Raw genomic sequence first — 24,233 nt, 5'->3', positions numbered from 1 at the left:
TGTCTTCAGTGGTCGGGACGGGCGGGTCAGAAGCCGGGGATCGCGGCGACGACCAGGTCGACGAGCTTGATCCCGAGGAACGGAGCGATCACTCCGCCCAGCCCGTAGACCAGGAGGTTGCGGCTGAGGATGCGCGAGGCGGCGACCGGGCGGTACGCCACTCCCCGCAGCGCGAGCGGGATCAGCACGACGATCACCAGCGCGTTGAACACGATCGCCGAGAGGATCGCCGAGGCCGGCGAGTGCAGCTGCATCACGTTCAGCACCGCGAGCCCGGGGAAGACCCCCGCGAACATCGCCGGGATGATCGCGAAGTACTTCGCCACGTCGTTCGCGATCGAGAACGTGGTGAGCGCGCCGCGGGTGATCAGCAGCTGCTTGCCGATCCGCACGATGTCGATGAGCTTGGTGGGGTCGGAGTCGAGGTCGACCATGTTGCCCGCCTCCTTCGCCGCCGAGGTGCCGGTGTTCATCGCCACGCCCACGTCTGCCTGCGCGAGGGCCGGGGCGTCGTTGGTGCCGTCGCCGGTCATCGCGACCAGCGCGCCGCCCTCCTGCTCGCGCCGGATCAGGGCGAGCTTGTCCTCGGGGGTCGCCTCGGCGAGGTAGTCGTCGACTCCCGCCTCCGCCGCGATCGCCTTCGCGGTCAGCGGGTTGTCGCCCGTGATCATCACGGTGCGGATGCCCATCGCGCGCAGCTCCGAGAAGCGCTCGGCGAGCCCGTCCTTCACCACGTCCTTCAGGTGCACGACGCCGATTAGGCGGGCGCCTTGGGCGTCCTTCACCGCGACGACGAGGGGCGTGCCGCCGCTCTCCGAGACGCCGTCGACGAGCACCGTGAGGCGCGCCGCGACCGCGGACGGCAGCGGCCCCTCCTCCTCCACCCAGGCGCGCACGGCCGAGCCGGCGCCCTTGCGGATGGAGGAGCCGTCGGGGAGGTCGAGCCCGCTCATCCGGGTCTGCGCGGTGAACGGCACCACGGCGGCCTGAGCGGGCTCGACGGCGGGGCGGCCCGAGTCGCCCGCGAGGTCGACGATCGACTTCCCCTCGGGCGTCGGGTCGCTGAGCGAGGAGGAGGCGGCTGCGTCGACGAGGGCGGCCTGCGCCACTCCGTCGAGCGGGAGGAACGCCACCGCGCGGCGGTTGCCGTAGGTGATGGTCCCCGTCTTGTCGAGCAGGAGCGTCGTGACGTCGCCCGCCGCCTCCACGGCCCGGCCGGACATCGCGAGCACGTTGCGCTGCACGAGGCGGTCCATGCCGGCGATGCCGATGGCCGAGAGGAGGGCGCCGATGGTGGTCGGGATGAGGCAGACGAGCAGGGCGACCAGCACCGGGACGCTCACGGAGGCTCCCGCGAACGAGGCGATCGGGTTCAGGGTCAGCACGACCACGACGAACACGATCGAGAGGCTCGCCAGGAGGATGTCGAGCGCGATCTCGTTCGGCGTCTTCTGCCGCGACGCGCCCTCGACCAGGCCGATCATCCGGTCGACGAAGGTCTCGCCCGGCCGCGAGGTGATGCGCACCACGATCCGGTCCGAGAGCACTCGCGTGCCGCCCGTCACCGCGCTGCGGTCGCCCCCGCTCTCGCGGACGACCGGCGCCGACTCGCCCGTGATCGCCGACTCGTCGATGGAGGCGATGCCCCAGACGATGTCGCCGTCGCCGGGGACGAGGTCGCCCGCCTCCGCCACGACCACGTCGCCCAGCTGCAGCTCGGCCGAGGAGACCTCGACCAGGCGGGCCGACAGGGCGGAGGGGTCCGCGGGGTCGTAGTCGGCCACGCGCCGGGCCGGAGTGCTGGTGCGGGTGGCGCGCAGGCTCTCGGCCTGGGCCTTGCCGCGGCCCTCGGCCACCGACTCCGCGAGGTTCGCGAACACCACAGTGAGCCAGAGCCAGATCGCGATGCCGGCCGTGAAGGTGACGGGCACCGTCGATCCGCCCGACTCCTCCGGCCCCCCGAGGAACGGCTCGGCGATCGCCAGCACCGTGGTCAGCACGGCGCCGACCTCGACGATGAACATCACGGGGTTGCGCCACATCAGGCGCGGATCGAGCTTGCGCAGCGCTCCGGGGAGGGCGGCGGCGAGCTGGCGCGGCCCGAGGGCGGCGCGGGTGGGGCGCGCGGGTTCCGCGGGGGCCTCGGTGAGTGCAGTGGTCATCGGAGTCGCAGTCCTTCCGCCAGGGGGCCCAGCGCGAGTACGGGGAAGTAGGTGAGCGCGGTCACGACGACCGTGACGCCCACGAGGAGGCCGACGAACTGCGGCCGGTGGGTGGGCAGCGTGCCGGCGCTGGAGGGCACCGGCGACTGCGCCGCGAGCGAGCCGGCCAGGGCGAGCACCAGCAGGATCGGGAGGAAGCGGCCGAGGAGCATCGCGACGCCGAGCGCCGTGTTGAGCCAGGGCGTGTTCGCCGTCAGCCCCGCGAACGCCGAGCCGTTGTTGTTGGACGCGGAGGTGAAGGCGTAGAGCACCTCCGAGAGCCCGTGCAGCCCGGGGTTCAGGATCGACGTGCTCTCCACGTCCTCCCGCACCGCCGGGATCGCGAAGCTCAGGGCCGTGCCGGCCAGCACGAGCGTCGGCGTCACGAGGATGTAGAGGCTCGCGAGCTTGATCTCGCGCGGGCCGAGCTTCTTGCCCAGGTACTCGGGCGTCCGGCCGACCAGCAGCCCGCCGACGAACACGGCCAGCACCGCGAGCACGAGCATCCCGTAGAGGCCCGAGCCGACGCCGCCGGGGGCGACCTCGCCGAGCATCATGTTGAGCATCGGCAGCATGCCGCCGAGCGCGGTGAAGGAGTCGTGCATCGCGTTGACGGCGCCGGTCGAGGTGAGCGTCGAGGCGGTCGCGTAGAGGGCGGAGCCGGCGATGCCGAAGCGCGTCTCCTTGCCCTCCATCGCGGCTCCGGCGGCCTGCGCCGCGGATCCTCCGCCCGCCGCCTCCATCGCGGTGAGGGCCGCGAGCGACACGACGAAGATCGTCGCCATCGCCGCGAGGATCGCGCGCCCCTGCCGCACGTCGCCGACCATCCGGCCGAAGGTGCGCGGCAGCGAGAACGGGATCGCGAGGATCAGCACGATCTGCAGCAGCGACACCCACGCCGAGGGGTTCTCGAACGGGTGCGCGGAGTTGGCGTTGAAGTAGCCGCCGCCGTTGGTGCCGAGCAGCTTGATCGCCTCCTGCGAGGCCACCGCGCCGCCCGGGATGCTCTGCTCGCCGCCGGTGAGCGTGGTCACCGTCAGCGGGCCGTTCAGGTTCTGGATCACGCCGCCCGCGATCATCACGACCGCCGCCACCACCGCGAGGGGCAGCAGGAGGCGCAGCGTGCCGCGCACGAGGTCGACCCAGAAGTTGCCGAGCGTTCCGGAGGAGCGGCGCGCGAATCCGCGGATCAGCGCCACCGCCACGGCCAGGCCCACGGCCGCCGAGACGAAGTTCTGCACGGCGAGGCCGCCGAGCTGCACCGCGAAGCCGAGGGTCGCCTCCGGGGAGTAGGACTGCCAGTTGGTGTTGGTGACGAACGAGACGGCGGTGTTGAACGCCAGCCCCTCCGGCACCGCGGGCAGGCCGAGGGAGCCGGGCAGGACCGCCTGGAGGCGCTGCATCCCGTAGAGCAGGAGCACGCCGACGAGCGAGAAGGCCAGCACGGCCCGGAGGTAGGCGCGCCAGCTCTGCTCGCCCGCGGAGTCGACGCCGATGAGGCGGTAGACGCCGCGCTCGAGGGCGAGGTCGCGCGTCGAGGTGTAGATGCGGAACATGTGGTCGCCGAGGGGGCGGTGGAGGAGGGCGACGGCCAGGCCGACGGTCGCGACCTGGAGGACGGCGAGGAGCGGATCCATCAGAAGCGCTCCGGTCGGATCAGGGCCGCGACGAGGTAGACGACGGCGGCGAGCGCCAGCACGGCCGCGAGGGCGTCGAAGACGATCACCGGCCCGCCTCCTTCTCGCGGGTCCCGCGGGTCGCCGAGGGGGGCGGTCCGCCCAGCCGCTCGACCCCCTTCGCGGCGAGAGCGATGAGCGAGAAGAGGGCGAGCACGCCGAGGAGGTAGGCGAGGTCGAGCACGGAGGACTCCATCCGGGGAGCGGACGACGCCCGGGACCGGACGCCTGCCGGGAAGCGGCACAGGAAGCGATGCAACACCTCGCGGGGGCCCCTCGGAGCGGTCCTCACGGTTCCCCTACGGCCCGGCCCGGAGTCCTCGCGTTTCCCTCACGCGGACGGCGGCGGGCGCCCGGCGGAGGAGCGCGAGCCGGGCGGGAGCCGAGCGGTGAGAGCGTTCTCCCCCAGCAACGGCGGGGGTCGACGTCCCGAAGATCACATTTCGGCATCGCCTGGACAAATTCGCCGCCCGCGCTTTACTCCCCCCGATCGAAGGAATATGTTCTCTCCGTGGACAAAGCCCCTCGGGGCTCTCCCGCCCTCCCGGGCGACGACACGACGACGTGCGCCACACGTGCACGCCTCTTGTCGTCCTCTCCCTCGGACACTGCTTTCAGAGAGGAATGCACTCCATGAAGTTCTCCCGCGGCATCACCACGCTGGCCGCCGCCGGCATCATCTCCCTCGGCCTCGCGGCCTGTTCCGCGAGCCCCGCCAACTCCGGAGGCGCCGCTGCCGGCGCCGGCGCGGAAGGCGACTGCACCGTCGGCATCTCGATGCCCACGCGCAGCCTCGAGCGCTGGATCAACGACGGCGAAGGCCTCCAGTCGCAGCTCGAGGGCGACGGCTGCACCGTCGACCTCCAGTACGCCGACAACAAGACCGATCAGCAGATCTCGCAGATCCAGAACCAGATCGCCGGCGGCTCCAAGATCCTGGTCATCGCCGCGATCGACGGCGAGGCGCTCGCGCCCGTCCTCGCCGAGGCGAAGAAGCAGAACGCCACCGTCATCGCCTACGACCGTCTCATCAACGGCACCGCGGACGTCGACTACTACGCGACCTTCGACAACTACAAGGTCGGCCAGCTCCAGGGCCAGTACATCGAGTCGACCCTCGACCTGAAGAACGCCGCGGGCCCCTTCACCCTCGAGCCCTTCGCCGGCAGCCCCGACGACAACAACGCGAAGTTCTTCTTCTCCGGCGCGTGGGACGTCCTGCAGCCCTACATCGAGAGCGGCAAGCTCACCGTCCCCTCGGGCAAGTCGCCCGCGTCGGACGACGACTGGGCCTCGATCGGCATCCAGGGCTGGGCCTCCGACAAGGCGCAGTCCGAGATGGACAACCGCCTCTCCTCCTTCTACACCGGCGGCCAGAAGGTCGACGTCGTGCTCTCCCCCAACGACAGCCTGGCCATCGGCATCGAGGCCTCGCTGAAGTCGGCCGGCTACACCCCCGGCGCCGACTACCCGGTCATCACCGGCCAGGACGCCGACAAGGCCAACGTCAAGGCGATCCTCGCCGACGAGCAGTCCATGACGGTCTGGAAGGACACCCGCACCCTCGGCGACCGCGTCTTCCAGATGGTGCAGTCGATCGTCGCGGGCGAGGAGCCCGAGGTCAACGACACCGAGACCTACGACAACGGCGAGAAGGTCGTCCCGTCCTACCTGCTGGAGCCGCAGGTCGTCACGAAGGACGACGTGCAGTCGGTCCTCGTCGACTCCGGCTTCCTCAAGGCCGGCGACGTCGGACTCTGATCCGTCGGGCGGGGGCGGGGAGGAGCGATCCTCCCCGCCCCCGCCTCCCCGTCCGCACACCACTCCCCCCCCCCAACGAAGTGAGGCCCTGTTGGCCAGTCCCATCCTCATCATGCGCGACATCGTCAAGGAGTTCGGCGGCGGCGTCCGCGCCCTCGACGGCGTCTCGCTCTCGGTCCAGCCCGGCGAGGTCCACGCCATCTGCGGCGAGAACGGCGCCGGCAAGTCGACCCTGATGAAAGTCCTCTCCGGCGTGTACCCGTACGGCAGCTTCGAGGGCACCATCGAGTTCGAGGGCGAGGAGGCGCAGTACCGGTCGATCAACGACAGCGAGGCCGACGGCATCGTGATCATCCACCAGGAGCTCGCCCTCAGCCCCTACCTCTCCATCGCCGAGAACATCTTCCTCGGCAACGAGAAGTCGACCCGCGGCGTCATCAACTGGAACGCGACCAACGCGGAGGCGGCCAAGCTGCTCGCCCGCGTCGGCCTCGCCGAGAGCCCCGCGACCAAGATCCTCGAGCTGGGCGTCGGCAAGCAGCAGCTCGTCGAGATCGCCAAGGCCCTCGCCAAGGAGGTGAAGCTCCTCATCCTCGACGAGCCCACCGCCGCCCTCAACGACGAGGACAGCGACCACCTGCTCGGCCTGATCGACCAGCTCCGCAAGCAGGGCATCACCTGCATCATCATCAGCCACAAGCTGAAGGAGATCCGCGCCATCGCGGACACCGTCACGATCATCCGCGACGGCCGCACCATCGAGAGCTTCCCGATGGCCGGCGAGGAGGCGTCCGAGAGCCGGATCATCCGCGCGATGGTCGGCCGCGACCTCAACAGCATGTTCCCGCCGCGCGACCCGCAGATCGGCGAGGAGAAGCTGCGCGTCGAGAACTGGACGGTCCACCACCCGGTCGACATCAACCGCGTGGTCGTCGACGACGCCTCCTTCACCGTCCGCGCCGGCGAGATCGTCGGCTTCGCGGGCCTGATGGGCGCCGGACGCACCGAGCTCGCGATGAGCATCTTCGGGAGGAGCTACGGCACCGGGATCTCCGGCCGCGTCTACAAGGACGGCGAGGAGATCCAGACCCGCACCGTCGACGAGGCCATCCGCAACGGCCTCGCCTACGCGACCGAGGACCGCAAGCGCTACGGGCTCAACCTCATCGGCGACATCACCGTCAACGTCTCGGCCGCCGCGCTCTCGCGCCTGGCCCGGCTCGGCGTGATCGACAAGCACCGCGAGTACAAGGTCGCCGACTCGTACCGATCGAAGATGAACATCAAGGCGCCGACCGTCTCGGCCGTCACGGGGAAGCTCTCCGGCGGCAACCAGCAGAAGGTCGTCCTCTCGAAGTGGATCTTCTCCGGTCCCGACGTGCTGATCCTCGACGAGCCCACCCGCGGCATCGACGTGGGAGCCAAGTACGAGATCTACGGGATCATCAACGAGCTCGCGGCCCAGGGCAAGGCGGTCGTCGTCATCTCGTCCGAGCTGCCCGAGCTGATCGGCCTCGCCGACCGCATCTACACCATCTCCGAGGGACGGATCACGGGCGAGATCGATCGCGCCGACGCCACCCAGGAGCACCTCATGCACTACATGACCGCCGGAAAGGAACAGGCCCGATGAGCGCCACGACCACCACAGCGCCGGCGGACACGCCCGCCAACACGCCCTCCACCCCGCCCAAGCGCTCGCGCCGGCTGAACATCAACCTCCGGCAGTACGGCATCCTCGCCGCGCTGGCCATCATCATCCTGCTCTTCCAGGTGCTGACCGGCGGGCGCCTGCTCCTGCCCGGCAACGTCAACAACCTGATCCAGCAGAACGCCTACGTGCTGATCCTCGCGATCGGCATGGTGATGGTCATCATCGCCGGCCACATCGACCTCTCGGTCGGCTCGGTCGTGGCGATGGTCGGCGCCATCTCGGCGATCGCGATGAACAACTGGGGCCTGCCCTGGTGGGCGGCCGTCGTCGTCGCCCTCGTCACCGGCGCCGCCGTCGGAGCATGGCAGGGCTTCTGGGTCGCCTTCGTCGGCATACCGGCGTTCATCGTGACCCTCGCTGGCATGCTGATCTTCCGCGGCTTCACCCTCGTCCTCCTCACCGGCGGAACGATCAACGGCCTCCCCACCGAGTTCACCGCGATCGGCGCCGGCTGGCTCCCGGGCGTCCTCGGCGGCATCGCCGGGCGCGACGCGCTCACCCTGGTCCTCGGCCTGATCGTCTGCGTCGTCCTCGTGGCTCAGCAGCTCCGCAGCCGCGCGACCCTCCGCCGCCTCGAGCTGCCCCGCGAGCCCATCGGCTCGCTGGTGGCGAAGTCGGCCATCGCCGTCATCGCGATCATGGCCCTCTCCTGGCTGCTCGCCGGCTACAGCGGAACCCCGATCATCCTGATCGTGCTCGCCGTGCTGATCCTCGCCTACAGCTTCGTGCTCGGCCGGACGGTCTTCGGCCGCCACATCTACGCGATGGGCGGCAACCTGTTCGCCGCGATGATGTCCGGCGTCAAGACGAAGTGGGTCAACTTCTTCATCTTCGTCAACATGGGCGCACTGGCCGGAGTCGCGGGCATCGTCAGCACCGCCCGCGCCGGCGGTGCGGTCGCCTCGGCCGGACAGAACTACGAGCTGGACGCGATCGCCGCGGTCTTCATCGGCGGCGCCGCCGTCCAGGGAGGCGTGGGCACCGTCGTCGGAGCCGTCATCGGCGGACTCGTGATGGGCGTGCTCAACATGGGCCTGTCCATCCTCTCGGTCGACGCAGCCTGGCAGATGGCGATCAAGGGCTTCGTGCTCCTGCTCGCGGTGGCGTTCGACATCTTCAACAAGCGCCGCGCCGGCGGCCGCTAGGCGAACGTTGGGCGCCGCCCAGCGGCGCTCCTCGTCCTTCTCTTCTACAGTTCTCGGGCGCGGCTTCTCCTCGGGGGAGCCGCGCCCGAGTGCATCCGAGACCCGTCGGGGTCCAGCGACAGGCAGGCGATCATGGCAGGAGCAGTCGGAGCCTCCAGCAACGCGCTGCTGCGCCGCACGAACCTCGCGAGCCTCGCGACGCTGGTGCACCGCTCCGGTCCCACCAGCCGCGCCGAGCTCGGCCGCCTCACCGGGCTGAACCGCTCCGCCGTCGCGAACCTCGTCGGCGAGCTGAGCGAGCTCGGCTGGGTCGCGGAGGAGACCACCGCGCCCGACGGCCGCATCGGCCGCCCCAGCGCCACCGTCGTCCCCGGCGACCGGTTCGCGGCCGTGGGCGTCCACCTCGACACCGATGCGATCATCGTCGGCCTGGTCGGGCTGCACGGCGAGCTGCTCCGCCGCGTCCGCTTCGACACCCCCAAGCCCGCGAGCCCCGCCACGGTGGTCCGCGTCGTCACCGGGATCGTCGAGGGCTTCCGCTCCGAGCGGGAGTCGCTGCGCACGCTGGTCGGCGCGGGCGTCGCCGTCCCCGGCCTCGTCCAGGCCGACTCCGGCTTCGTCCACCGCGCCCCGCACCTGGGCTGGCGCGACGTCGACCTCGCCACCCAGCTCAGCCGCGCCCTCGACCTCCCGGTCGCCGTCGGCAACGACGCGACCCTCGGCGCCATCGGCGAGTCCCTCTTCGGAGCCGCGCACGGCGTGGCCGACGTCGTCTACGTCACCGGCGGCGCGGGCGGCATCGGCGGAGGAGTCATCATCGGCGGCGTCCCGCTCCAGGGCTCCTCGGGATTCGCGGCCGAGCTGGGCCACACCCTCGTCGCCACGAACGGCCGCCTCTGCGGCTGCGGCCGGCGCGGCTGCCTCGAGGCCGAGGTCCGGATGCGCTCCCTCCTCGACGTCCTCGGCGCCCGCGTCCTCGACCAGGACGAGCTCGACATCGCCCTGGGCACCTCCCGCGACCCCGCCGTCCTCGGCGAGGTCGCCCGCCAGGTCGACCTGCTCTCGGAGGGCCTGTCCACCTACATCAACCTCTTCAACCCCACCGCGGTCGTGCTCGGCGGCTTCCTCGGCTCGCTGCTCACCGTCGACCGCGAGCGCCTCGCCGCCCGCGTCTCCGCCCGGGCTCTGAGCGACCTCGCACGCGGCGTGCGGATCGAGCGGGCCGCCCTGCGCTCGAGGCTGGAACTCGTCGGCGCCGCGGAGCTACCCTGGCGGCGGGCGCTGGCGGATCCCGCCGCCGTCACCGCGGGCGCACAGCCGCCGGGTGGGAGCAGCAGCCGCGAGGACGCTCTGGGCGCCCGCGCCTGACCCCGGCACTCGAGTGCCGGCACCGCGTCGAGGAGGACGAGCATGGCCGACTGGAACGACACGATCATCGAGGAGTTCCGCGCGAACGGCGGGACCGTGACCACGGGCGGCTTCGGGAGGAGCCTCGTGCTGGTGCACCACCGCGGCGCCCGCTCCGGCGAGGAGCGCGTGACTCCGCTGATGGCGCTGCACCCCTCCGAGGACGTCTGGCTGCTCGCCGCGTCCGCCGCCGGTGCGCCGAAGCACCCCGCCTGGTTCCACAACATGATCGCCCACCCGGACCTGGCGATCGAGACCCCCGACGACGGCACCGTCGACGTCCGGGCGCGCGTCCTCGCCGGGGAGGAGCGCGACGCTGGCTGGGCCCGCTTCACCACCGCCTCCGCCGGCTTCCTCGACTACGAGAAGCGCACCACCCGCACCATCCCCGTCGTGGAGCTCACCCGCCGTTGCTTCGACCTCAACAATGAGACGGTTGGCAAGAAGAAGAATTGATGGATATCAGCTTGTGGGCAGCCTCGGCGTATAGGTGGATCACCACGCCGCCATGGTTCCTTTACTTCCTTCAGGACGAGACGTTTTGGGATTGGTGCAGGCCCGCCCTTGCTGCGCTCGTGACGTTCACGCTCACTCAACTCAATCAACGCAATACAGCGCAGAACCAATTGAGGGCACAGGGCATAGCTGGAACTCTGCAACTTGCACGAGACAAGGAAGCGTGGGAACGGGATAAAATGGCCCGCCTCCGAGAAAGCAACCAAAAAGATATTCGACTGCTCTACGCGCGCTACACTCAAGTTTACCGCGACCTCCTTGCAGCAAGACCCTCACTAGCAGAGACGATCAGAGGTGCGAGTTGGCAGCCTAAATGGAGCGCAATCTGGACTGAGGAGCGAAGCCTTGAGGCCGACGTTCTCGGAGAACTCCTGCTCGACCCTGAAGCAAGATCAAAGCTGAAGAAGATTAATCGGCTCCTCGACGGAGCGGCGGACATCGCTGCCGACACGGGAGGCCGTGCGCCCACATCTGCCATCGACCTTCGCGAGCTGGGAAAGAAACTCACCTCGTCTGCCGTCGACCTACTCGCGGCGTATCTTCGCGGAGAGAAAGTCGGCCACGGCGACGATCCGGCACTGAACACCCTGGAGAACCTTTTATCCGGCGTTGAAGAGTGGGATGCAGCCGAGGAACTTCGACAGATGCAAGCAGAAGAAGCAGAAGCAGAAGCAGAAGCAGAGGCGGCTGAAGAAACGGCGAAAAATATAAAACAAGAAGAATAGAAGCTTTTACAGGCAGAGGGGTACGTTTGGCGGCATTAACAGCACCTCCCCTAAAAGTCACCGTCGGATGAGTACCTCAGACGCGAGATTTGCGCGTAGATTCGCGAAGGCGTGGCCGAATGCAGGCAACGGCTCAAAGATTACTAGGGGAAATCAGAGATCAATTATTGACCCCGGGTCATCCGCGCTAGGTCAGCGGCACCTTCGCTAGCAGAACCCTTAGCGCAGGCACGGGACCCGAGGCTCAGTCCTGCCGGCAGCTCGAACTTCAGCAAGTACTTCCGGCCGGGAACGGGAGAAGCCCCCGACCGGACATCCGATCGAGGGCTTCTTCTCCGGTTCTCTCGAACCCGGTTCTCATGAACTCTGGTGCGCGAGGGGGGAGTTGAACCCCCACGCCCTTTCGGGCACACGGACCTGAACCGTGCGCGTCTGCCTATTCCGCCACTCGCGCTCACCAGCGGCACCGAAGCGCCGACGAGAAATCGTAGCATCCCCCGGCCCCCGAGCCGAACCGGCGCTCACCGTCCCGGGCCGCCGCTCCCCCGGGAGCCGCCACCGGGCCGCCCCGGTGAGAGCGCGCACACGGCACTCCGGCCGCGAAACCACTGCGGAGGATCGCGCATCCAGACCATCCCAGTAACATGCCCGTAGCCGTGCGCGGCGCAGACCAAGAAGAGGAAGCGGCGACGGGCGCGCAGACATCTCGATCCGTGCGCGACCGCCGAGAAGGCGAAGAACCGGAAGATCGGAAGACTGTGGGCATACTGGACAACTTCGAGAAGGGACTCGAGCGCGTCGTCAACGGCGCGTTCGCGCGGACCTTCAAGTCGGGTCTGCAGCCGGTCGAGCTCGCCTCCGCCCTCCGCCGGGAGCTCGACACCTCCGCCGCCGTGGTCAGCCGCGACCGCATCCTCGTCCCCAACAGCCTGGTCCTGCGGATGTCCGCGACCGACCTCGACCGGATGCAGCGCCTCGGCGCCACGCTGATCGACGAGCTCACCACGGTCGCCACCGAGCACGCCACCAAGCAGGGCTTCCGCTTCCCCGGCCCGATCGACATCTCCCTCGCCGTCGATCCGGCGCTCAGCGACGGCATGGTCGAGGTCGACTCCCGCAGCGTGAAGGGCACCGTCGCCTACACGCCCGTCCTCGACATCGACGGCCGGCGCCACCCGATCACGAAGGCGCGCACCGTCATCGGCCGCGGCAGCGACGCCGACATCACCGTCGACGACTCGGGCACGTCCCGCAAGCACGTCGAGATCCTCTGGGACGGCTCCCGCGCCCAGGTGCACGACCTCGGGTCCACGAACGGCTCCAAGCTCGACGGCCGGCCCGTCACGCAGGCGCCCCTGGCCCCCGAGCAGACCATCACGATCGGGCGCACCTCGATCGTCTACCGCGTCGTGCAGGGCTCCGCGCCCGCACGCACCGACCGCCCGTCGTCCGGCAGGGCAGCCGGACGCGGCTCCGAGGGATTCTGGGACGACCGGCTATGAGCGAGCTCACTCTCTTCCTCCTGCGCATCGCGTTCCTCGCGCTGCTGTGGTTCTTCGTGTTCGGCATCGTCTACGCGCTGCGCTCCGACCTGTTCGGGCAGCGCGTGCGCAAGCTGCCGCCCGGCGCGCAGGCCGCGTCCCCCGAGGCCCCGTTCGTGACGGCGGCCCAGCCCGTGGTCGCCGCGGCCGCCCCGGCTCCCGCGCCCGCGCAGCCCGCCTCCCCGTCGGCCCCCTCGGCCCGGAGGAGCCGCGAGGCCGCCGCCGAGCGCGCCGAGCAGGGAGGTACCGCCACGGTCCACACGGCGCAGCGCCTCGTGATCACCTCGGGCCCCAAGCGGGGCACCGAGCTCGAGCTGACCGGCGACCCGCTGACGATCGGCCGCTCCGCGGAGTCGACGCTGGTCATCCGCGACGACTACACCTCGACCCACCACGCGCGCCTTCTCCTCTGGAACGACGAGTGGATGATCCAGGACCTCGACTCCACCAACGGCACCTTCCTCGACGGCCGCCGTGTCGGCGCGCCCACCAAGGTGCCGCTGGACACGCCCGTGAAGGTCGGCACCACCACCTTCGAACTGCGGCGGTCGTAGCGCGTGGCCCCCACTCCGGAGAGCGGCTCCGGCCACGGCGCGGTGCGCGAGAGCGCCGCCGTCTCGCACGTCGGCAGGATCCGCTCGAACAACCAGGACTCCGGCTACGCGGGCCGGCAGCTCTTCGTCGTCGCCGACGGCATGGGCGGTCACGCGGGCGGCGACGTCGCCTCCTCCATCGCGATCAAGCGCATCGCGGAGGCGGACCGCGTCTACGCCTCCACCTACGAGGCCGAGGACGAGCTCAAGCGCACCCTGCTGGCGGCCAACACCCTGCTGGCCGACGCCGTGGTCGACCACCCCGAGCTCACCGGCATGGGCACCACCGTCAGCGCGATCGCCCGCGTCGGCGAGTCGGTGGCGATCGCGCACATCGGCGACTCCCGCATCTACGTCCTCCGCGACGGCCGGCTCGAGCAGGTCACGACCGACCACACCTTCGTGCAGCGCCTCGTCGACTCCGGCCGCATCACGGAAGAGGAGGCGATGACGCATCCGCGCCGCTCCGTCCTGATGCGGGTCCTCGGCGACGTGCACACCAACCCCGAGATCGACACGCTCACGCTCGAGACCGAGCCGCACGACCGCTGGCTGATCTGCTCCGACGGCCTCTCCGGCGTCGTCCCGCACGACGAGATCCTCAAGGAGCTCAGCCGCGACGAGACCGCGCAGCAGGTGGCCGACCGCCTGATCCGCGACAGCCTCTCGCACGGCGCCCCGGACAACGTCACCGTCGTCGTCCTCGACATCCCCGGGGCGGGCGACACCGCGCGCATCCTCGCCCCCGTGGAGGAGCCGGTCGTCGTCGGATCCGCCGCCGCGCCCACGCCCTTCAGCACCGACGACTCGCAGAACCGCGTCCGGATCCCCGGCCTCCGCCTGCACACCCGGGCTCCCGCCGCGCAGGGCCCCACCCACTTCGAGCCCGCGTCCGAGGACTACCTCGACGAGCTGATCGAGGAGGACCGCCGCCGGCACCTGCGCCGCCGCATCACCTGGCTCGTCGGCCTGTCCCTCGTGCTCATCATCGGATTCCTCGGGATCCTCTTCGCCTACGACTGGACGCAGTCGCGCTTCTACGTCGGCACCGACGGGGACACCGTGATCATCTACCAGGGCATCCAGCAGTCGGTCGGCCCGCTCTCGCTCTCGGAGGTGAAGGAGGACACGGGCATCCCGCTCGACTCCCTCCGCGCCTACGACGTCGAGCAGCTGGAGCAGACGATCAGCGCCGACTCCTACGCCGGCGCAGTCGACATCGTCGAGCGCCTCACGGACGCGAACGGAGCACCATGACGGACGCCGCCACGGCCACCGCCCGCCCCGCCCCCGAGCGGCAGGGCTTCTTCCGCCAGAAGCTGCGCAATCTCGAGCTCCTGCTCCTGATCGGCGCATGCCTCATCGATGCCGGCGCGATCGTGCTCGTGCAGCTCGGCGCCCTCGGCTCGATCGACACCACGCTGGTCTCGCTGGGCGCCGGCCTCTCGGCGCTCGTGCTCGCCGTGCACGTCGTGCTGCGCTTCGCGGCCCCGGCGGCCGACCCCTTCCTCCTCCCGATCGCCACCGTGCTGAACGGCCTGGGCGTCGCCGAGATCTACCGGATCGACATCGCCGACGGCGCGACCGGCTGGGAGTCGGTGGCGGTGCGGCAGATCTTCTGGAGCGCCCTGGCCGTCGTCGCGGCGATCGTGGTGCTGCTGGTCATCCGCAACCACCGCGTGCTGTTCCGCTACACCTACGTCGCCGGGTTCGCGGCGATCGTGCTGCTCCTGCTGCCGCTCCTGCCCTTCATCGGCCGCGAGGTCAGCGGCGCGCGCGTCTGGATCGGGATCGGCGACGTGGCGAGCTTCCAGCCCGGCGAGATCGCCAAGATCGCCCTCGCGGTCTTCTTCGCCGGCTACCTCGTGCGCAACCGCGACTCCCTCTCGATGGTGGGCCGCACCGTCCTCGGGATGCGCTTCCCGCGCCTGCGCGACCTCGGCCCGATCCTGGTGGTCTGGGCGGTCACGATGGGCGTCATCGTCTTCCAGCGCGACCTGGGGACGGCTCTGCTCTACTTCGGCCTGTTCCTGGTCATGCTCTACGTCGCGACCGGGCGCACCAGCTGGGTCCTCATCGGCGTCGGCCTGTTCCTCGGCGGCGCGCTGCTGGCGAGCCAGACGCTCGACTACGTGGGCAACCGCTTCGCCAACTGGCTCGAGCCCTTCAGCGCCGAGCGCTACGGGGCGGATCCGGGCGGCAGCTACCAGCTCGTGCAGGGCCTCTTCGGCCTCGCGCACGGCGGGCTGCTCGGCACGGGCCTCGGCCAGGGGATGCCGGATCTCACGCCGGTCCCGCAGTCCGACTACATCATCGCCAGCCTCGGCGAGGAGCTGGGCCTCGCCGGGCTCTTCGCGATCTTCGGCCTCTACCTCCTGCTGGTCTCGCGCGGGTTCCGCATCGGCTTCGCCGGGCAGGACGACTTCGGGCGCCTCCTGGGAGTCGGCCTCTCGTTCGTGATCGCCCTGCAGTGCTTCATCGTCATCGGAGGCGTCACCCGTGTCATCCCGCTGACCGGCCTGACCACGCCGTTCCTCGCCGCCGGCGGCTCCTCCCTCGTGGCGAACTGGATGATCGTGGCGGTGCTGCTGCGCCTGTCCGACACAGTCCGCAGTCAGCCTCGTCTGGTGGTGTGATCCGTCGATGAACCGAGAACTCAAACGGGTGAGCCTCGTCGTGCTGACGATGTTCGTGGCCCTCTTCCTCTCCACCACCACCATCCAGGTGATCCAGGCCGACTCCCTCGACGAGGACGGCCGCAACACGCGGACCCTCTACGAGAGCTTCTCGACCGAGCGCGGTGCGATCCTCGCCGGCGGTCAGCCGATCGCCTCATCGACGCCGTCGGACGACCTCTACAAGTTCCAGCGGCAGTACGCGAACGGCCCGCTCTACTCCGCCGTGACCGGCTACTTCACCCTGAACCAGGGCACCACCGGCATCGAGCGCACGCTCAACGACTACCTCTCGGGCACCTCGAACTCGCAGTTCTTCGACGAGATCAACAACCTCGTCACGGGCCAGGACCCGAAGGGCGCGTCGGTCGAGCTCTCGATCGACCCTGTCGCCCAGCAGGCCGCCTTCGACGCGCTCGGCGACTACACGGGGGCCGTCGTCGTGACCGAGCCGGCCACCGGCCGCATCCTCGCGATGGTCTCGAAGCCCACCTTCGATCCCACCGCGCTGGCCTCCCACGACACCGACGACGTTCTCGCCGCCTACCGGGCGCTGAACGACGACTCCTCCGAGCCCCTCGTGAACCGGGCCATCGGCGGCTCGCTCAATCCGCCCGGCTCCGTCTTCAAGCTCGTCGTGGCCTCGGCCGCCCTCGAGTCCGGCCGCTTCACCGCCGACTCGAGCTTTCCCAACGTCGAGTCGTACACGCTGCCCGGCTCCTCGTCGCAGGTGATCAACTCCGGAGGCGGTCTCTGCGGCTCCGGAGAGACGGTCACGCTGGCCACCGCCGTCTCGCTCTCCTGCAACGTCCCGATGGCCGAGATGGGCGTGCAGCTCGGAGCGGACGCGATCCGCTCGCAGGCCGAGAAGTTCGGCTTCGACACCGAGCTCGAGATCCCGATGTCGGTCGAGGCGAGCACCTACCCGACGAAGACGGACGACGCCCAGACGGCCCTCACCGCCTTCGGGCAGTACGAGGTGCGCGCGACGCCGCTGCAGATCGCCATGGTCTCCGCGGCGATCGCGAACGGCGGCGAGGTGATGCAGCCGAACCTGGTCGACTCGATCCGCTCGCAGGACCTCAGCGTGCTGCAGCAGTTCCAGGAGAAGTCGCTCGGCCGGGCGGTGAGCACGCAGACCGCGGACGCCGTCAAGGCGATGATGGTCGCCAGCGTCCAGGGCGGCGCGGCGACGAATGCAACAATAGGGGGCGTCACTGTGGCCGGTAAGACCGGTACCGCCGAGAACGGCGGGGACGACCCGTACACCCTCTGGTTCACCGGCTTCGCGCCTGCGGACGACCCGCAGTACGCCATCACCGTGCTCGTGGAGAACGGTGGAGGGCTCGGCCAGACCGGGTACGGCAATCTGATCGCCGCACCCATCGGACAACAGGTACTAGAGGCGGTGCTGAACAAATGAGACCCACGACAGGCCTCACCTTCGGGGGACGCTACGAGCTGCAGTCCCGGATCGCCATCGGCGGCATGGGAGAGGTGTGGCAGGCGACCGATCTGGTCATCGGCCGCACCATCGCGATCAAGATCCTGAAGGACGAGTACCTCGGCGACCCCGGCTTCCTCGAGCGCTTCCGCGCCGAGGCCCGCCACGCGGCGCTGGTCAACCACGAGGGCATCGCCAACGTCTACGACTACGGCGAGGAGGACGGGTCGGCCTACCTGGTCATGGAGCTCGTCCCCGGCGAGGCGCTCTCGACCGTCCTCGAGCGCGAGCGCGTCCTCTCGACCGACAAGGTCCTCGACATCGTCGCGCAGACCGCGCTCGCCCTGCACGCCGCGCACGCCGCGGGCCTCGTGCACCGCGATGTGAAGCCGGGCAACCTGCTCATCACGCCGGACGGCCGCGTCAAGATCACCGACTTCGGCATCGCGCGCATCGCCGACCAGGTCCCGCTGACGGCGACCGGGCAGGTCATGGGCACGGTCCAGTACCTGTCCCCGGAGCAGGCGAGCGGCCAGCCCGCCTCCCCCGCCACCGACATCTACTCGCTGGGCATCGTCGCGTACGAGTGCCTGGCCGGGCGCCGCCCCTTCACGGGCGAGTCGCAGGTCGCCATCGCGATGGCGCAGATCAACGACACCCCGCCGGAGCTGCCGGTCACGGTCGCGGAGCCGGTGCGCAACCTCGTCTACTCCTGCATCGCCAAGAAGCCGGCCGACCGCCCCGCCACCGCCGCGCACCTCGCGCGGGCGGCCCAGGCGCTGCGCTCGGGCGACGTGCGCGGAGCGGCGCTGGCCGTCCCCGCGGTCCTCAGCGACCTTCCCGCGACGCAGGCGACCACGGTCCTCCCCTCCAACCAGGGCGCGACGCAGGCGACCACGGTGCTGCCCTCCGGCGCGCCCGCGGCCGCGGCCGCCGCTCCGTTCGTGCCGATCGAGGAGCCGCTCGAGCCGGTCGAGGAGCCGCGCAGGCGCAGCCCCTGGACCTGGCCGCTGATCGCCCTCATCGTGATCCTCGCCGTCGTCATCGCGGGCACGATCTTCGCCCTGACGACCGGCGGGAGCAGCGACCCGGCTGCCTCCCCCACCGCGCCGACCAGCACGGCCCCGTCGCCGACGCCGTCCGAGACTCCGAGCCCCACGCCGACACCGACCTCGAACACGGTGGTCATCGACAAGGCCGACTACGTCGGGCGCTCCTTCGACGACGTCGAGACCGAGCTCGAGGCCCTGGGCATGGGCGTCCGCCGCGCGGACGGCCCGAGCGCCCCCACCGCCGAGCAGGTCGGACTCGTCGAGGACGTGAACCCCACCGCGAACGTGGTGAAGGGCACGACCATCGAGGTCTCCGTCTTCACCGAGGTCGCGACCCCGGACGCACCGACCGCCGTGCCGACCGTCACCCCCGCCGCCTCCAGCGTCGAGGCGGGCGCGACGTTCAACGTCACCTGGAGCAACTACAACCAGTGCCCGAGCGGAACCTCCGTGAGCGGTTACCGGGTGACCGCGACCGGCGAGGGCGCGAGCGTGACGAGCACCAACCCGTCGAACTCGACGACCGCGACGATCCAGGCCGGCACCACGGCGGGCACGATCGACGTCACGTACACCGTGCTCTGCGGCGAGTCGGAGTCGGCGGCCTCGCCCACCCTCTCCGTCACCGTCGAGGAGCCGGCTCCGACCCCGGCGCCGACCCCCACCTCGAAGGCCACCTCGACGCCCACCCCCTCCGAGTAGCGGCGGCGCGCCGGGCCGGGGCACCGCTCCGGCCCAGCGCCTCGCGGCCGTCGCGTCGCGCCCCCGCCCGGAACACCAGGGGCCCATAGGTACACTTGCCGTGGCTCCTCGGGGCCGCACCACACGGAAGTACAGGGCGGGAGCGTGCGCGTGACGGATGAGGGTCGCCTGATCGCGGGACGGTACCAGGTCGGGCCCCGGCTCGGCCGCGGCGGGATGTCCGAGGTGTACCTCGGCACCGACACCCGGCTCGGCCGCACCGTCGCCATCAAGGAGCTGAAGCTCTCCCTCTCCTCCGACTCCGCCTTCCGCCTGCGGTTCCGGCAGGAGGCGCAGTCCGCGTCGCGCATGTCGCACCCCACGATCGTCCGGGTCTTCGACGCGGGCGAGGAGGTCTCGCTCGACGACAACGGCGCCGAATCGCGCCGGCCCTTCATCGTCATGGAGCACATCGAGGGCCGCCTCCTCAAGGACCTGATCGCCGAGGGCCCCCTCGACGTGGACGAGGCCGTCCGCATCACGGAGGGCATCCTCACCGCCCTCGAGTACTCGCACCGCGCAGGCGTCGTCCACCGCGACATCAAGCCCGGCAACATCATGCTGACCCCGTCGGGCCAGGTGAAGGTGATGGACTTCGGGATCGCCCGCGCCGTCTCCGACTCCGCCGCCACGGTCGCTCAGACCACGGCGATCCTCGGCACCGCGGCCTACTTCTCCCCCGAGCAGGCGAAGGGCGAGCAGGTCGACGCCCGCAGCGACCTCTACTCCGCCGGCATCGTGCTCTTCGAGCTCCTCACCGGCCGTGCGCCCTTCCGCGGCGACACCCCGGTGGCCGTCGCCTACCAGCACGTCAGCGAGACGCCGCCGGCGCCGAGCTCCATCAACCCGGCCGTCACCCCCGCACTCGACGCGGTCGTCGCCCGAGCACTCTCCAAGGACCGCTACGAGCGCTTCCAGGGAGCTGCGGAGTTCCGCGACGACCTGCGCGACGCCGCCGCCGGACGCCTCCCCGACCACCGCCCGATCGACGAGCTGACCACCTCGCTCTTCGCGGCCCGCAGCCAGGGCGGAGTCAACGACTCCGAGCTCGCCCTCCGCCAGCTGGCCGAGGACAACTCGATCGTCCGCACCCAGCGCCGCCCGCCGGTCCTCTGGATCTGGTCCTCGATCGTCGTGCTGGCCGTGATCGTCGCCGCACTCGTGATCTGGGTGCTGACGCTCCAGCCCGCGTCGACCCTGCCGTCGCAGTCGCGCGAGGTTCCCACCCTCACCGAGACCACCTACGACAGCGCGCAGTCGACCCTGACCGAGCTCGATCTCGTGCCGAGCCAGGTCGCGGAGTACAGCTCGACCGTCCCCGAGGGCGAGGTGATCCGCACGGATCCGGGATCCGGCACGATCGTCGCACCCGAGACGGTCATCCGCATCGTCGTGTCCCAGGGACCGCAGCCCGTCGCCGTGCCGGACACCGTCGGGCAGAGCCTCGCCGAAGCCATCGACGCGCTCACCGCCGTCGGCTTCGTCGAGGGCTCCCAGACCCGCGAGAACTCGCCGACCGTCCCGGGCGACGTCGTGCTCTCCGCCTCCCCCGGAGCGGGACAGCAGGTCGCCCCGGGCACGCCGGTCGACCTCACGGTCTCCTCCGGCCAGGTCACGCTCCCCGACCTCGTCGGGACGTCCCTCAGCAGCGCGCTGGCCACCCTCGCCTCCGAGAAGCTGCAGCTCGTGGGGGTCGAGGTCCCGGACGAGACCTGCGACGCGACCCGGGCGAACCCGCCCATCACGACTCAGTCCCTGGCTCCGGGCGACGTCCCGCAGGGATCGACCGTCCAGCTCGGCTACTGCGCGGGCTGACCCGGCCTGCAGCCCGCTGCGGCTGCGGCGTCGGCCGACGGTGCCCGGTGGAGGCCGGGCCGCTGCTCTGCGCGCCGAGAAGGGCTCGTCCGGACGTCGCTCGTCGGGGTCGATGCTCCGCGAGGCCGACGGCCCCGAGGTGAACGGCTACGCCCGGCGCGCGTCGGCGAGCGGGGGCTGGAGCCGCACGACCTCGCCGGCTGCCGATCCGTCGGCGGGGCGCGCGATCCTGCCGCGGATGTCGCTCGGGGTGAGCCCCTCGCGGCGCTTGAGCGCACGGCGGAGGTGGTCCGCCGAGGAGAATCCGGACGCGGCGGCGATCGCCTCGAGCGGGACCTCCCGCGGGCGGCGGCGCAGGAGCTCCACGGCGCTGGCGACCCGGGAGCGCTCGATCTCGCTCGCGACGGTGGTGCCCGCGTCCTCGAAGAGCCGCTGGAGGGAGCGGGTGGACACGTTGACCGCGTCGGCCACCGCCTCCGGGGTGCAGCGTGGCGTGCGGTGCGTCCGGTCGATGACCGTGCGCGCGCGCCCGAGCGTGGCGGCCCGGACGCTCGTGGTGCCGGGCTGCGAGCTCGCCGCCGCGAGGAACGCGCTGGTGAGGAGCTGCTTGACAACGTGGGCGAAGCCGGTGACCTCGCCCTCACCGGGCAGCCCCGTCCCGGACTCCGCCGCGAGGGCGAAGGCGGTCGTGAAGGCGTATGCGGCGCGGGTGGACCGGGCGTCGGGATCGAGCGCGTAGACCGGGGCCGACGTGTCGAAGCCGTAGCGGCGCATCTCGTCGGCGCGCAGCGAGAGGTGGAGGATCGTGGCCGGAGTCGTCGACTCGGTCGTGAACGTCGTCGTCCCCTGCTGGTACGAGATCGAGCCCGGACGCAGCAGCACCGTTCGGTCCGGGGCGACCATGCGCACGAAGCCGTCGATGAGGAAGCTGAAGGTGAGGAAGGAGGTGTCGTCGGCCGGCCACGTCCCGCGGAGGACGCGCAACGGCGAGACCGTCATCAGCACGACGCTCAGATCGGCGGTGCCGAATCCCGAACCGGTGATGCTCGGAACGGTGCCGGGTTTGACGACGATGCGCGGTCCGAGATTCTCGAGTTCTCGGATTCCCGAGAAAGCCCAGGAGATCGATGCGACCATGAGGTCCCCCCGGACTTCTCTTCTGCGGCGCCGACCCCCTGTCGGCGCCCTCTGATTATGCAGGGAAAAGGTGCCGCATCCTCCGCCGGGAGCCCGTCAAATCCCGCCACCTGATCGGGGGGTGCGCAAGGGGGTGGACAAGGTCACGCTCATACCCTGTCTCGGCTTTCTCCTCCGCCCACCGTCATTTAGCCGTCAGATGGCGGATTTCTACGTGAGAACGCACTCAGGGCGGCATCCCCGTTCGGGGGACGGTGGTCGCTGATCATTCTCAATGCTTTCGACTCGATAACGAGCCCGATAAGCCCGGCGAATTCCGCCTCACCGAGCCGGGATCGAGAGTCCGGGCGTGTCGTCGGCCGATACGGACGACCGGATCGACGTCACCTCGCGCAGCCAGTTCTCGAGAAGGCGCCGCCCGCCCTCGGTGAGGACCGACTCCGGATGGAACTGCACGCCCACGAGCGGAGCACTCCGGTGCCGGACGGCCATGACCACTCCCTCCGGTGTCCGCGCCGTCACCCGCAGCTCCTCGGGAAGGCTCTCGCCGTCGACCGCGAGCGAGTGGTACCGCATCGCGGCGAATCCGGTGGGCAGGCCGTCGAAGAGCGGATCTCCGTCATGGAGGACCGCGGACGTCCGGCCGTGCAACAGCTCCGGCGCCTCCGTGACGCGGGCGCCGAGAGCATGGGCGAGCACCTGGTGGCCGAGGCAGACTCCGAGCAGCGGCCGCCCGGTCGCCTCCGCCCGCTGCACGAGCGCCGTCGACGCGGGGACGTCCTCAGGACGGCCCGGCCCGGGAGAGACCAGGACCCCGTCCGCCTCCTCCGCGCGAGCCAGGAGCGCCGTCGTCCCGAGGTCGTCGCCCTCGACCACGTCGACCTCGGCACCGAGCTCGCGGAGATACGAGACGAGCGTGAAGACGAAGCTGTCGTGGTGGTCGACGACCAGGATCCGCGGGGCCGCGCCGGCGGTCACGAGCCGACGGTCACGTTCCGGTCGAGCACGAGCGACTGCACCCAGGGGAACACCCACTCGTCGAGCGCGACCAGGACCGCCGCGACGAGGACGAGGACGATCAGGAGCCGGACCCACCACGGCCCGGGCAGGAGCCGCCACAGCGCTGCATACACGGTCAGCCCTCCTGAGCCAGCGAGGCGGCGATCTCGGCGGGGGCGCCCGCGGACCGAGGCTGGAACGAGTCGAAGACGCCGTACGCGATGATCCGCTCGGCCGTCGAGTAGAGCGGGTTGCAGCTCGTCAGCGTGATCAGGCGATCGGTCGGAGCCGCGTCCGGAGTCCACGGAACCGGGTCGATCACCTGGACGTCGGAGGGCTGGACGTACTCGAGATTGCGGAAGCGGTAGGTGTACCAGCCGTCCGCCGTCTCGATGTAGATCGGGTCGCCGAGCTGGAGCTCGTCGATCAGGTGCATGCCTCCGCCGTACGCGCTGCGGTGCGCGGCGAGCGCGAAGTTGCCGGCCTGGCCGGGCATCTGCGTCCCGGGGTAGTGGCCGATGCTCCCCTCGTCGAGCACGTTCTCGGCGTCGATGCCCTCGGCGATCGTGCGCACCCACCCCTCGCCGTAGCGCGGGATGTAGAGGTTGCCGAAGGAGGTGTCGAGGGCGGCGACCGACGCGACGACCGGCTCCGCCGGGGCGGCCTCGGTCGGCTGCGGTGCCGGAGAGGAGTCGCCCCAGGTCTCGCGGAGCTCCGCGGCCTGCGTCGTCTGCCGGCCCGCGATCACCGCGTCGTTCCACCAGAGCTGCCAGGCCAGGAAGAGCAGGACCAGGACGCCGGCGGTCATCAGGAGCTCACCGACGACTCCGAAGAACGAGAGTCGTCGGACCGGGCGGGCCCTCCGTCGCTTCGCTCGCGGCCGCAGAGCCGCCCCGTCGGGGTTCTGGGCGGTCATGCGACGAGTCTAGGCGCGAGCCGTGACCGGCTGTGGCGCACGATCCGGACCTGTGGAGAGCCCTCCAGAATCGCCGCCTGAGGAGGCCCGATGGGATCACTCGAGCGCCCGCACCGGCCGCTGCGCGAGTCCGCACAGCACCCGCGCAGCCCTGGCGCTCCCGGCCCGGAGCCTC

21 protein-coding genes and 1 tRNA gene are annotated in these 24,233 nt (G+C 70.6%); 13 read left to right on the top strand and 9 right to left on the bottom strand.

Going from position 1 to position 24,233, the window contains the following annotated elements; genetic code table 11:
- Nucleotides 1-26 precede the first annotated feature (26 nt).
- Genes kdpB through C5C55_RS16475 form a run of 4 tightly spaced genes read right to left on the bottom strand, consistent with a single transcriptional unit; the run spans nucleotide 27 to nucleotide 4,073 of the window.
- The gene (gene kdpB / locus C5C55_RS04175) at nucleotides 27-2,162 is read right to left on the bottom strand and encodes a potassium-transporting ATPase subunit KdpB (RefSeq protein WP_104233004.1); all 2,136 of its coding nucleotides are present in this window, start codon (nucleotides 2,160-2,162) and stop codon (nucleotides 27-29) included.
- Entirely contained in the window at nucleotides 2,159-3,838 is a 1,680-nt protein-coding gene (gene kdpA / locus C5C55_RS04170) for a potassium-transporting ATPase subunit KdpA (protein WP_104233003.1), read from the bottom strand. The genes kdpB and kdpA overlap by 4 nt, the downstream gene beginning before the upstream one ends.
- On the bottom strand, nucleotides 3,838-3,927 hold the full coding sequence (kdpF, locus tag C5C55_RS04165; protein WP_068209492.1) for a K(+)-transporting ATPase subunit F: 90 nt from the start codon (nucleotides 3,925-3,927) through the stop codon (nucleotides 3,838-3,840). The genes kdpA and kdpF overlap by 1 nt, the downstream gene beginning before the upstream one ends.
- Complete coding sequence (locus C5C55_RS16475) at nucleotides 3,924-4,073, bottom strand: hypothetical protein (protein ID WP_167299012.1); 150 nt, start codon at nucleotides 4,071-4,073, stop codon at nucleotides 3,924-3,926. Before C5C55_RS16475 ends, kdpF begins: the two co-directional genes overlap by 4 nt.
- Before the next feature lie 437 nt (nucleotides 4,074-4,510).
- Between C5C55_RS16475 and chvE the strand changes: the two genes are divergently transcribed.
- The 6 genes from chvE (at nucleotide 4,511) to C5C55_RS16260 (ending at nucleotide 11,145) form a co-directional block, all read left to right on the top strand.
- Nucleotides 4,511-5,638: a multiple monosaccharide ABC transporter substrate-binding protein gene (gene chvE, locus C5C55_RS04160; RefSeq protein WP_374952918.1), complete on the top strand. Its 1,128-nt coding sequence runs from the start codon at nucleotides 4,511-4,513 to the stop codon at nucleotides 5,636-5,638.
- 112 nt (nucleotides 5,639-5,750) lie between these two features.
- Nucleotides 5,751-7,271 (top strand): multiple monosaccharide ABC transporter ATP-binding protein, encoded by a 1,521-nt coding sequence (gene mmsA / locus C5C55_RS04155; protein ID WP_104222653.1) that lies wholly within the window; start codon nucleotides 5,751-5,753, stop codon nucleotides 7,269-7,271.
- Nucleotides 7,268-8,497 carry a multiple monosaccharide ABC transporter permease gene (gene mmsB, locus C5C55_RS04150; protein ID WP_104222654.1) on the top strand — a complete coding sequence of 410 codons (1,230 nt, stop codon included), beginning with the start codon at nucleotides 7,268-7,270 and terminating at the stop codon, nucleotides 8,495-8,497. Before mmsA ends, mmsB begins: the two co-directional genes overlap by 4 nt.
- Before the next feature lie 132 nt (nucleotides 8,498-8,629).
- Nucleotides 8,630-9,865, top strand: a complete 1,236-nt coding sequence (locus C5C55_RS04145) for an ROK family transcriptional regulator (RefSeq protein WP_104233002.1) — start codon at nucleotides 8,630-8,632, stop codon at nucleotides 9,863-9,865.
- A gap of 42 nt (nucleotides 9,866-9,907) precedes the next feature.
- Nucleotides 9,908-10,360 carry a nitroreductase/quinone reductase family protein gene (locus C5C55_RS04140; protein WP_104233001.1) on the top strand — a complete coding sequence of 151 codons (453 nt, stop codon included), beginning with the start codon at nucleotides 9,908-9,910 and terminating at the stop codon, nucleotides 10,358-10,360.
- Nucleotides 10,360-11,145, top strand: a complete 786-nt coding sequence (locus C5C55_RS16260) for a hypothetical protein (RefSeq protein ID WP_146080884.1) — start codon at nucleotides 10,360-10,362, stop codon at nucleotides 11,143-11,145. The genes C5C55_RS04140 and C5C55_RS16260 overlap by 1 nt, the downstream gene beginning before the upstream one ends.
- Nucleotides 11,146-11,512: 367 nt before the next feature.
- On the opposite strand, the gene C5C55_RS04135 is transcribed toward C5C55_RS16260, so the two are convergent.
- Nucleotides 11,513-11,599 (bottom strand) — tRNA-Leu (locus C5C55_RS04135).
- A gap of 304 nt (nucleotides 11,600-11,903) precedes the next feature.
- Between C5C55_RS04135 and C5C55_RS04130 the strand changes: the two genes are divergently transcribed.
- From C5C55_RS04130 to pknB, 7 genes are all read left to right on the top strand, one after another.
- Nucleotides 11,904-12,647, top strand: coding sequence for a DUF3662 and FHA domain-containing protein (locus C5C55_RS04130; protein WP_104225775.1), 744 nt, complete (start codon nucleotides 11,904-11,906; stop codon nucleotides 12,645-12,647).
- Nucleotides 12,644-13,240: an FHA domain-containing protein gene (locus tag C5C55_RS04125; protein ID WP_104233000.1), complete on the top strand. Its 597-nt coding sequence runs from the start codon at nucleotides 12,644-12,646 to the stop codon at nucleotides 13,238-13,240. The genes C5C55_RS04130 and C5C55_RS04125 overlap by 4 nt, the downstream gene beginning before the upstream one ends.
- A 3-nt stretch (nucleotides 13,241-13,243) precedes the next feature.
- Complete coding sequence (locus C5C55_RS04120) at nucleotides 13,244-14,536, top strand: Stp1/IreP family PP2C-type Ser/Thr phosphatase (RefSeq protein ID WP_244229533.1); 1,293 nt, start codon at nucleotides 13,244-13,246, stop codon at nucleotides 14,534-14,536.
- Nucleotides 14,533-15,915, top strand: a complete 1,383-nt coding sequence (locus tag C5C55_RS04115) for an FtsW/RodA/SpoVE family cell cycle protein (RefSeq protein WP_104225777.1) — start codon at nucleotides 14,533-14,535, stop codon at nucleotides 15,913-15,915. Before C5C55_RS04120 ends, C5C55_RS04115 begins: the two co-directional genes overlap by 4 nt.
- A 7-nt stretch (nucleotides 15,916-15,922) precedes the next feature.
- Nucleotides 15,923-17,377 (top strand): penicillin-binding protein 2, encoded by a 1,455-nt coding sequence (locus C5C55_RS04110; RefSeq protein ID WP_104232999.1) that lies wholly within the window; start codon nucleotides 15,923-15,925, stop codon nucleotides 17,375-17,377.
- Entirely contained in the window at nucleotides 17,374-19,152 is a 1,779-nt protein-coding gene (locus C5C55_RS04105; protein ID WP_104225779.1) for a protein kinase, read from the top strand. The genes C5C55_RS04110 and C5C55_RS04105 overlap by 4 nt, the downstream gene beginning before the upstream one ends.
- A gap of 150 nt (nucleotides 19,153-19,302) precedes the next feature.
- On the top strand, nucleotides 19,303-21,006 hold the full coding sequence (gene pknB / locus C5C55_RS04100; RefSeq protein WP_104222663.1) for a Stk1 family PASTA domain-containing Ser/Thr kinase: 1,704 nt from the start codon (nucleotides 19,303-19,305) through the stop codon (nucleotides 21,004-21,006).
- A gap of 147 nt (nucleotides 21,007-21,153) precedes the next feature.
- Here the strand turns inward: pknB and C5C55_RS04095 are convergent, their stop codons facing one another.
- The 4 genes from C5C55_RS04095 to C5C55_RS04085 all read right to left on the bottom strand — a co-directional run bounded on the left by C5C55_RS04095 (nucleotide 21,154) and on the right by C5C55_RS04085 (nucleotide 24,058).
- Nucleotides 21,154-22,143 carry a helix-turn-helix domain-containing protein gene (locus C5C55_RS04095; protein ID WP_104222664.1) on the bottom strand — a complete coding sequence of 330 codons (990 nt, stop codon included), beginning with the start codon at nucleotides 22,141-22,143 and terminating at the stop codon, nucleotides 21,154-21,156.
- 321 nt (nucleotides 22,144-22,464) lie between these two features.
- Nucleotides 22,465-23,121 (bottom strand): aminodeoxychorismate/anthranilate synthase component II, encoded by a 657-nt coding sequence (locus C5C55_RS04090; RefSeq protein ID WP_104232998.1) that lies wholly within the window; start codon nucleotides 23,119-23,121, stop codon nucleotides 22,465-22,467.
- Nucleotides 23,118-23,276: a hypothetical protein gene (locus C5C55_RS16470; RefSeq protein ID WP_167299010.1), complete on the bottom strand. Its 159-nt coding sequence runs from the start codon at nucleotides 23,274-23,276 to the stop codon at nucleotides 23,118-23,120. The genes C5C55_RS04090 and C5C55_RS16470 overlap by 4 nt, the downstream gene beginning before the upstream one ends.
- 2 nt (nucleotides 23,277-23,278) lie before the next feature.
- Nucleotides 23,279-24,058 carry a class E sortase gene (locus tag C5C55_RS04085; RefSeq protein WP_104232997.1) on the bottom strand — a complete coding sequence of 260 codons (780 nt, stop codon included), beginning with the start codon at nucleotides 24,056-24,058 and terminating at the stop codon, nucleotides 23,279-23,281.
- Between the last annotated feature and the right edge of the window lie 175 nt (nucleotides 24,059-24,233).

Source organism: Rathayibacter sp. AY1C2, from assembly GCF_002931195.1.
In the GTDB taxonomy this organism is placed as follows: domain Bacteria; phylum Actinomycetota; class Actinomycetes; order Actinomycetales; family Microbacteriaceae; genus Rathayibacter.
Note: the sequence above shows the minus strand (reverse complement) of the source record. Positions and strands in the feature narration are given on the sequence as shown.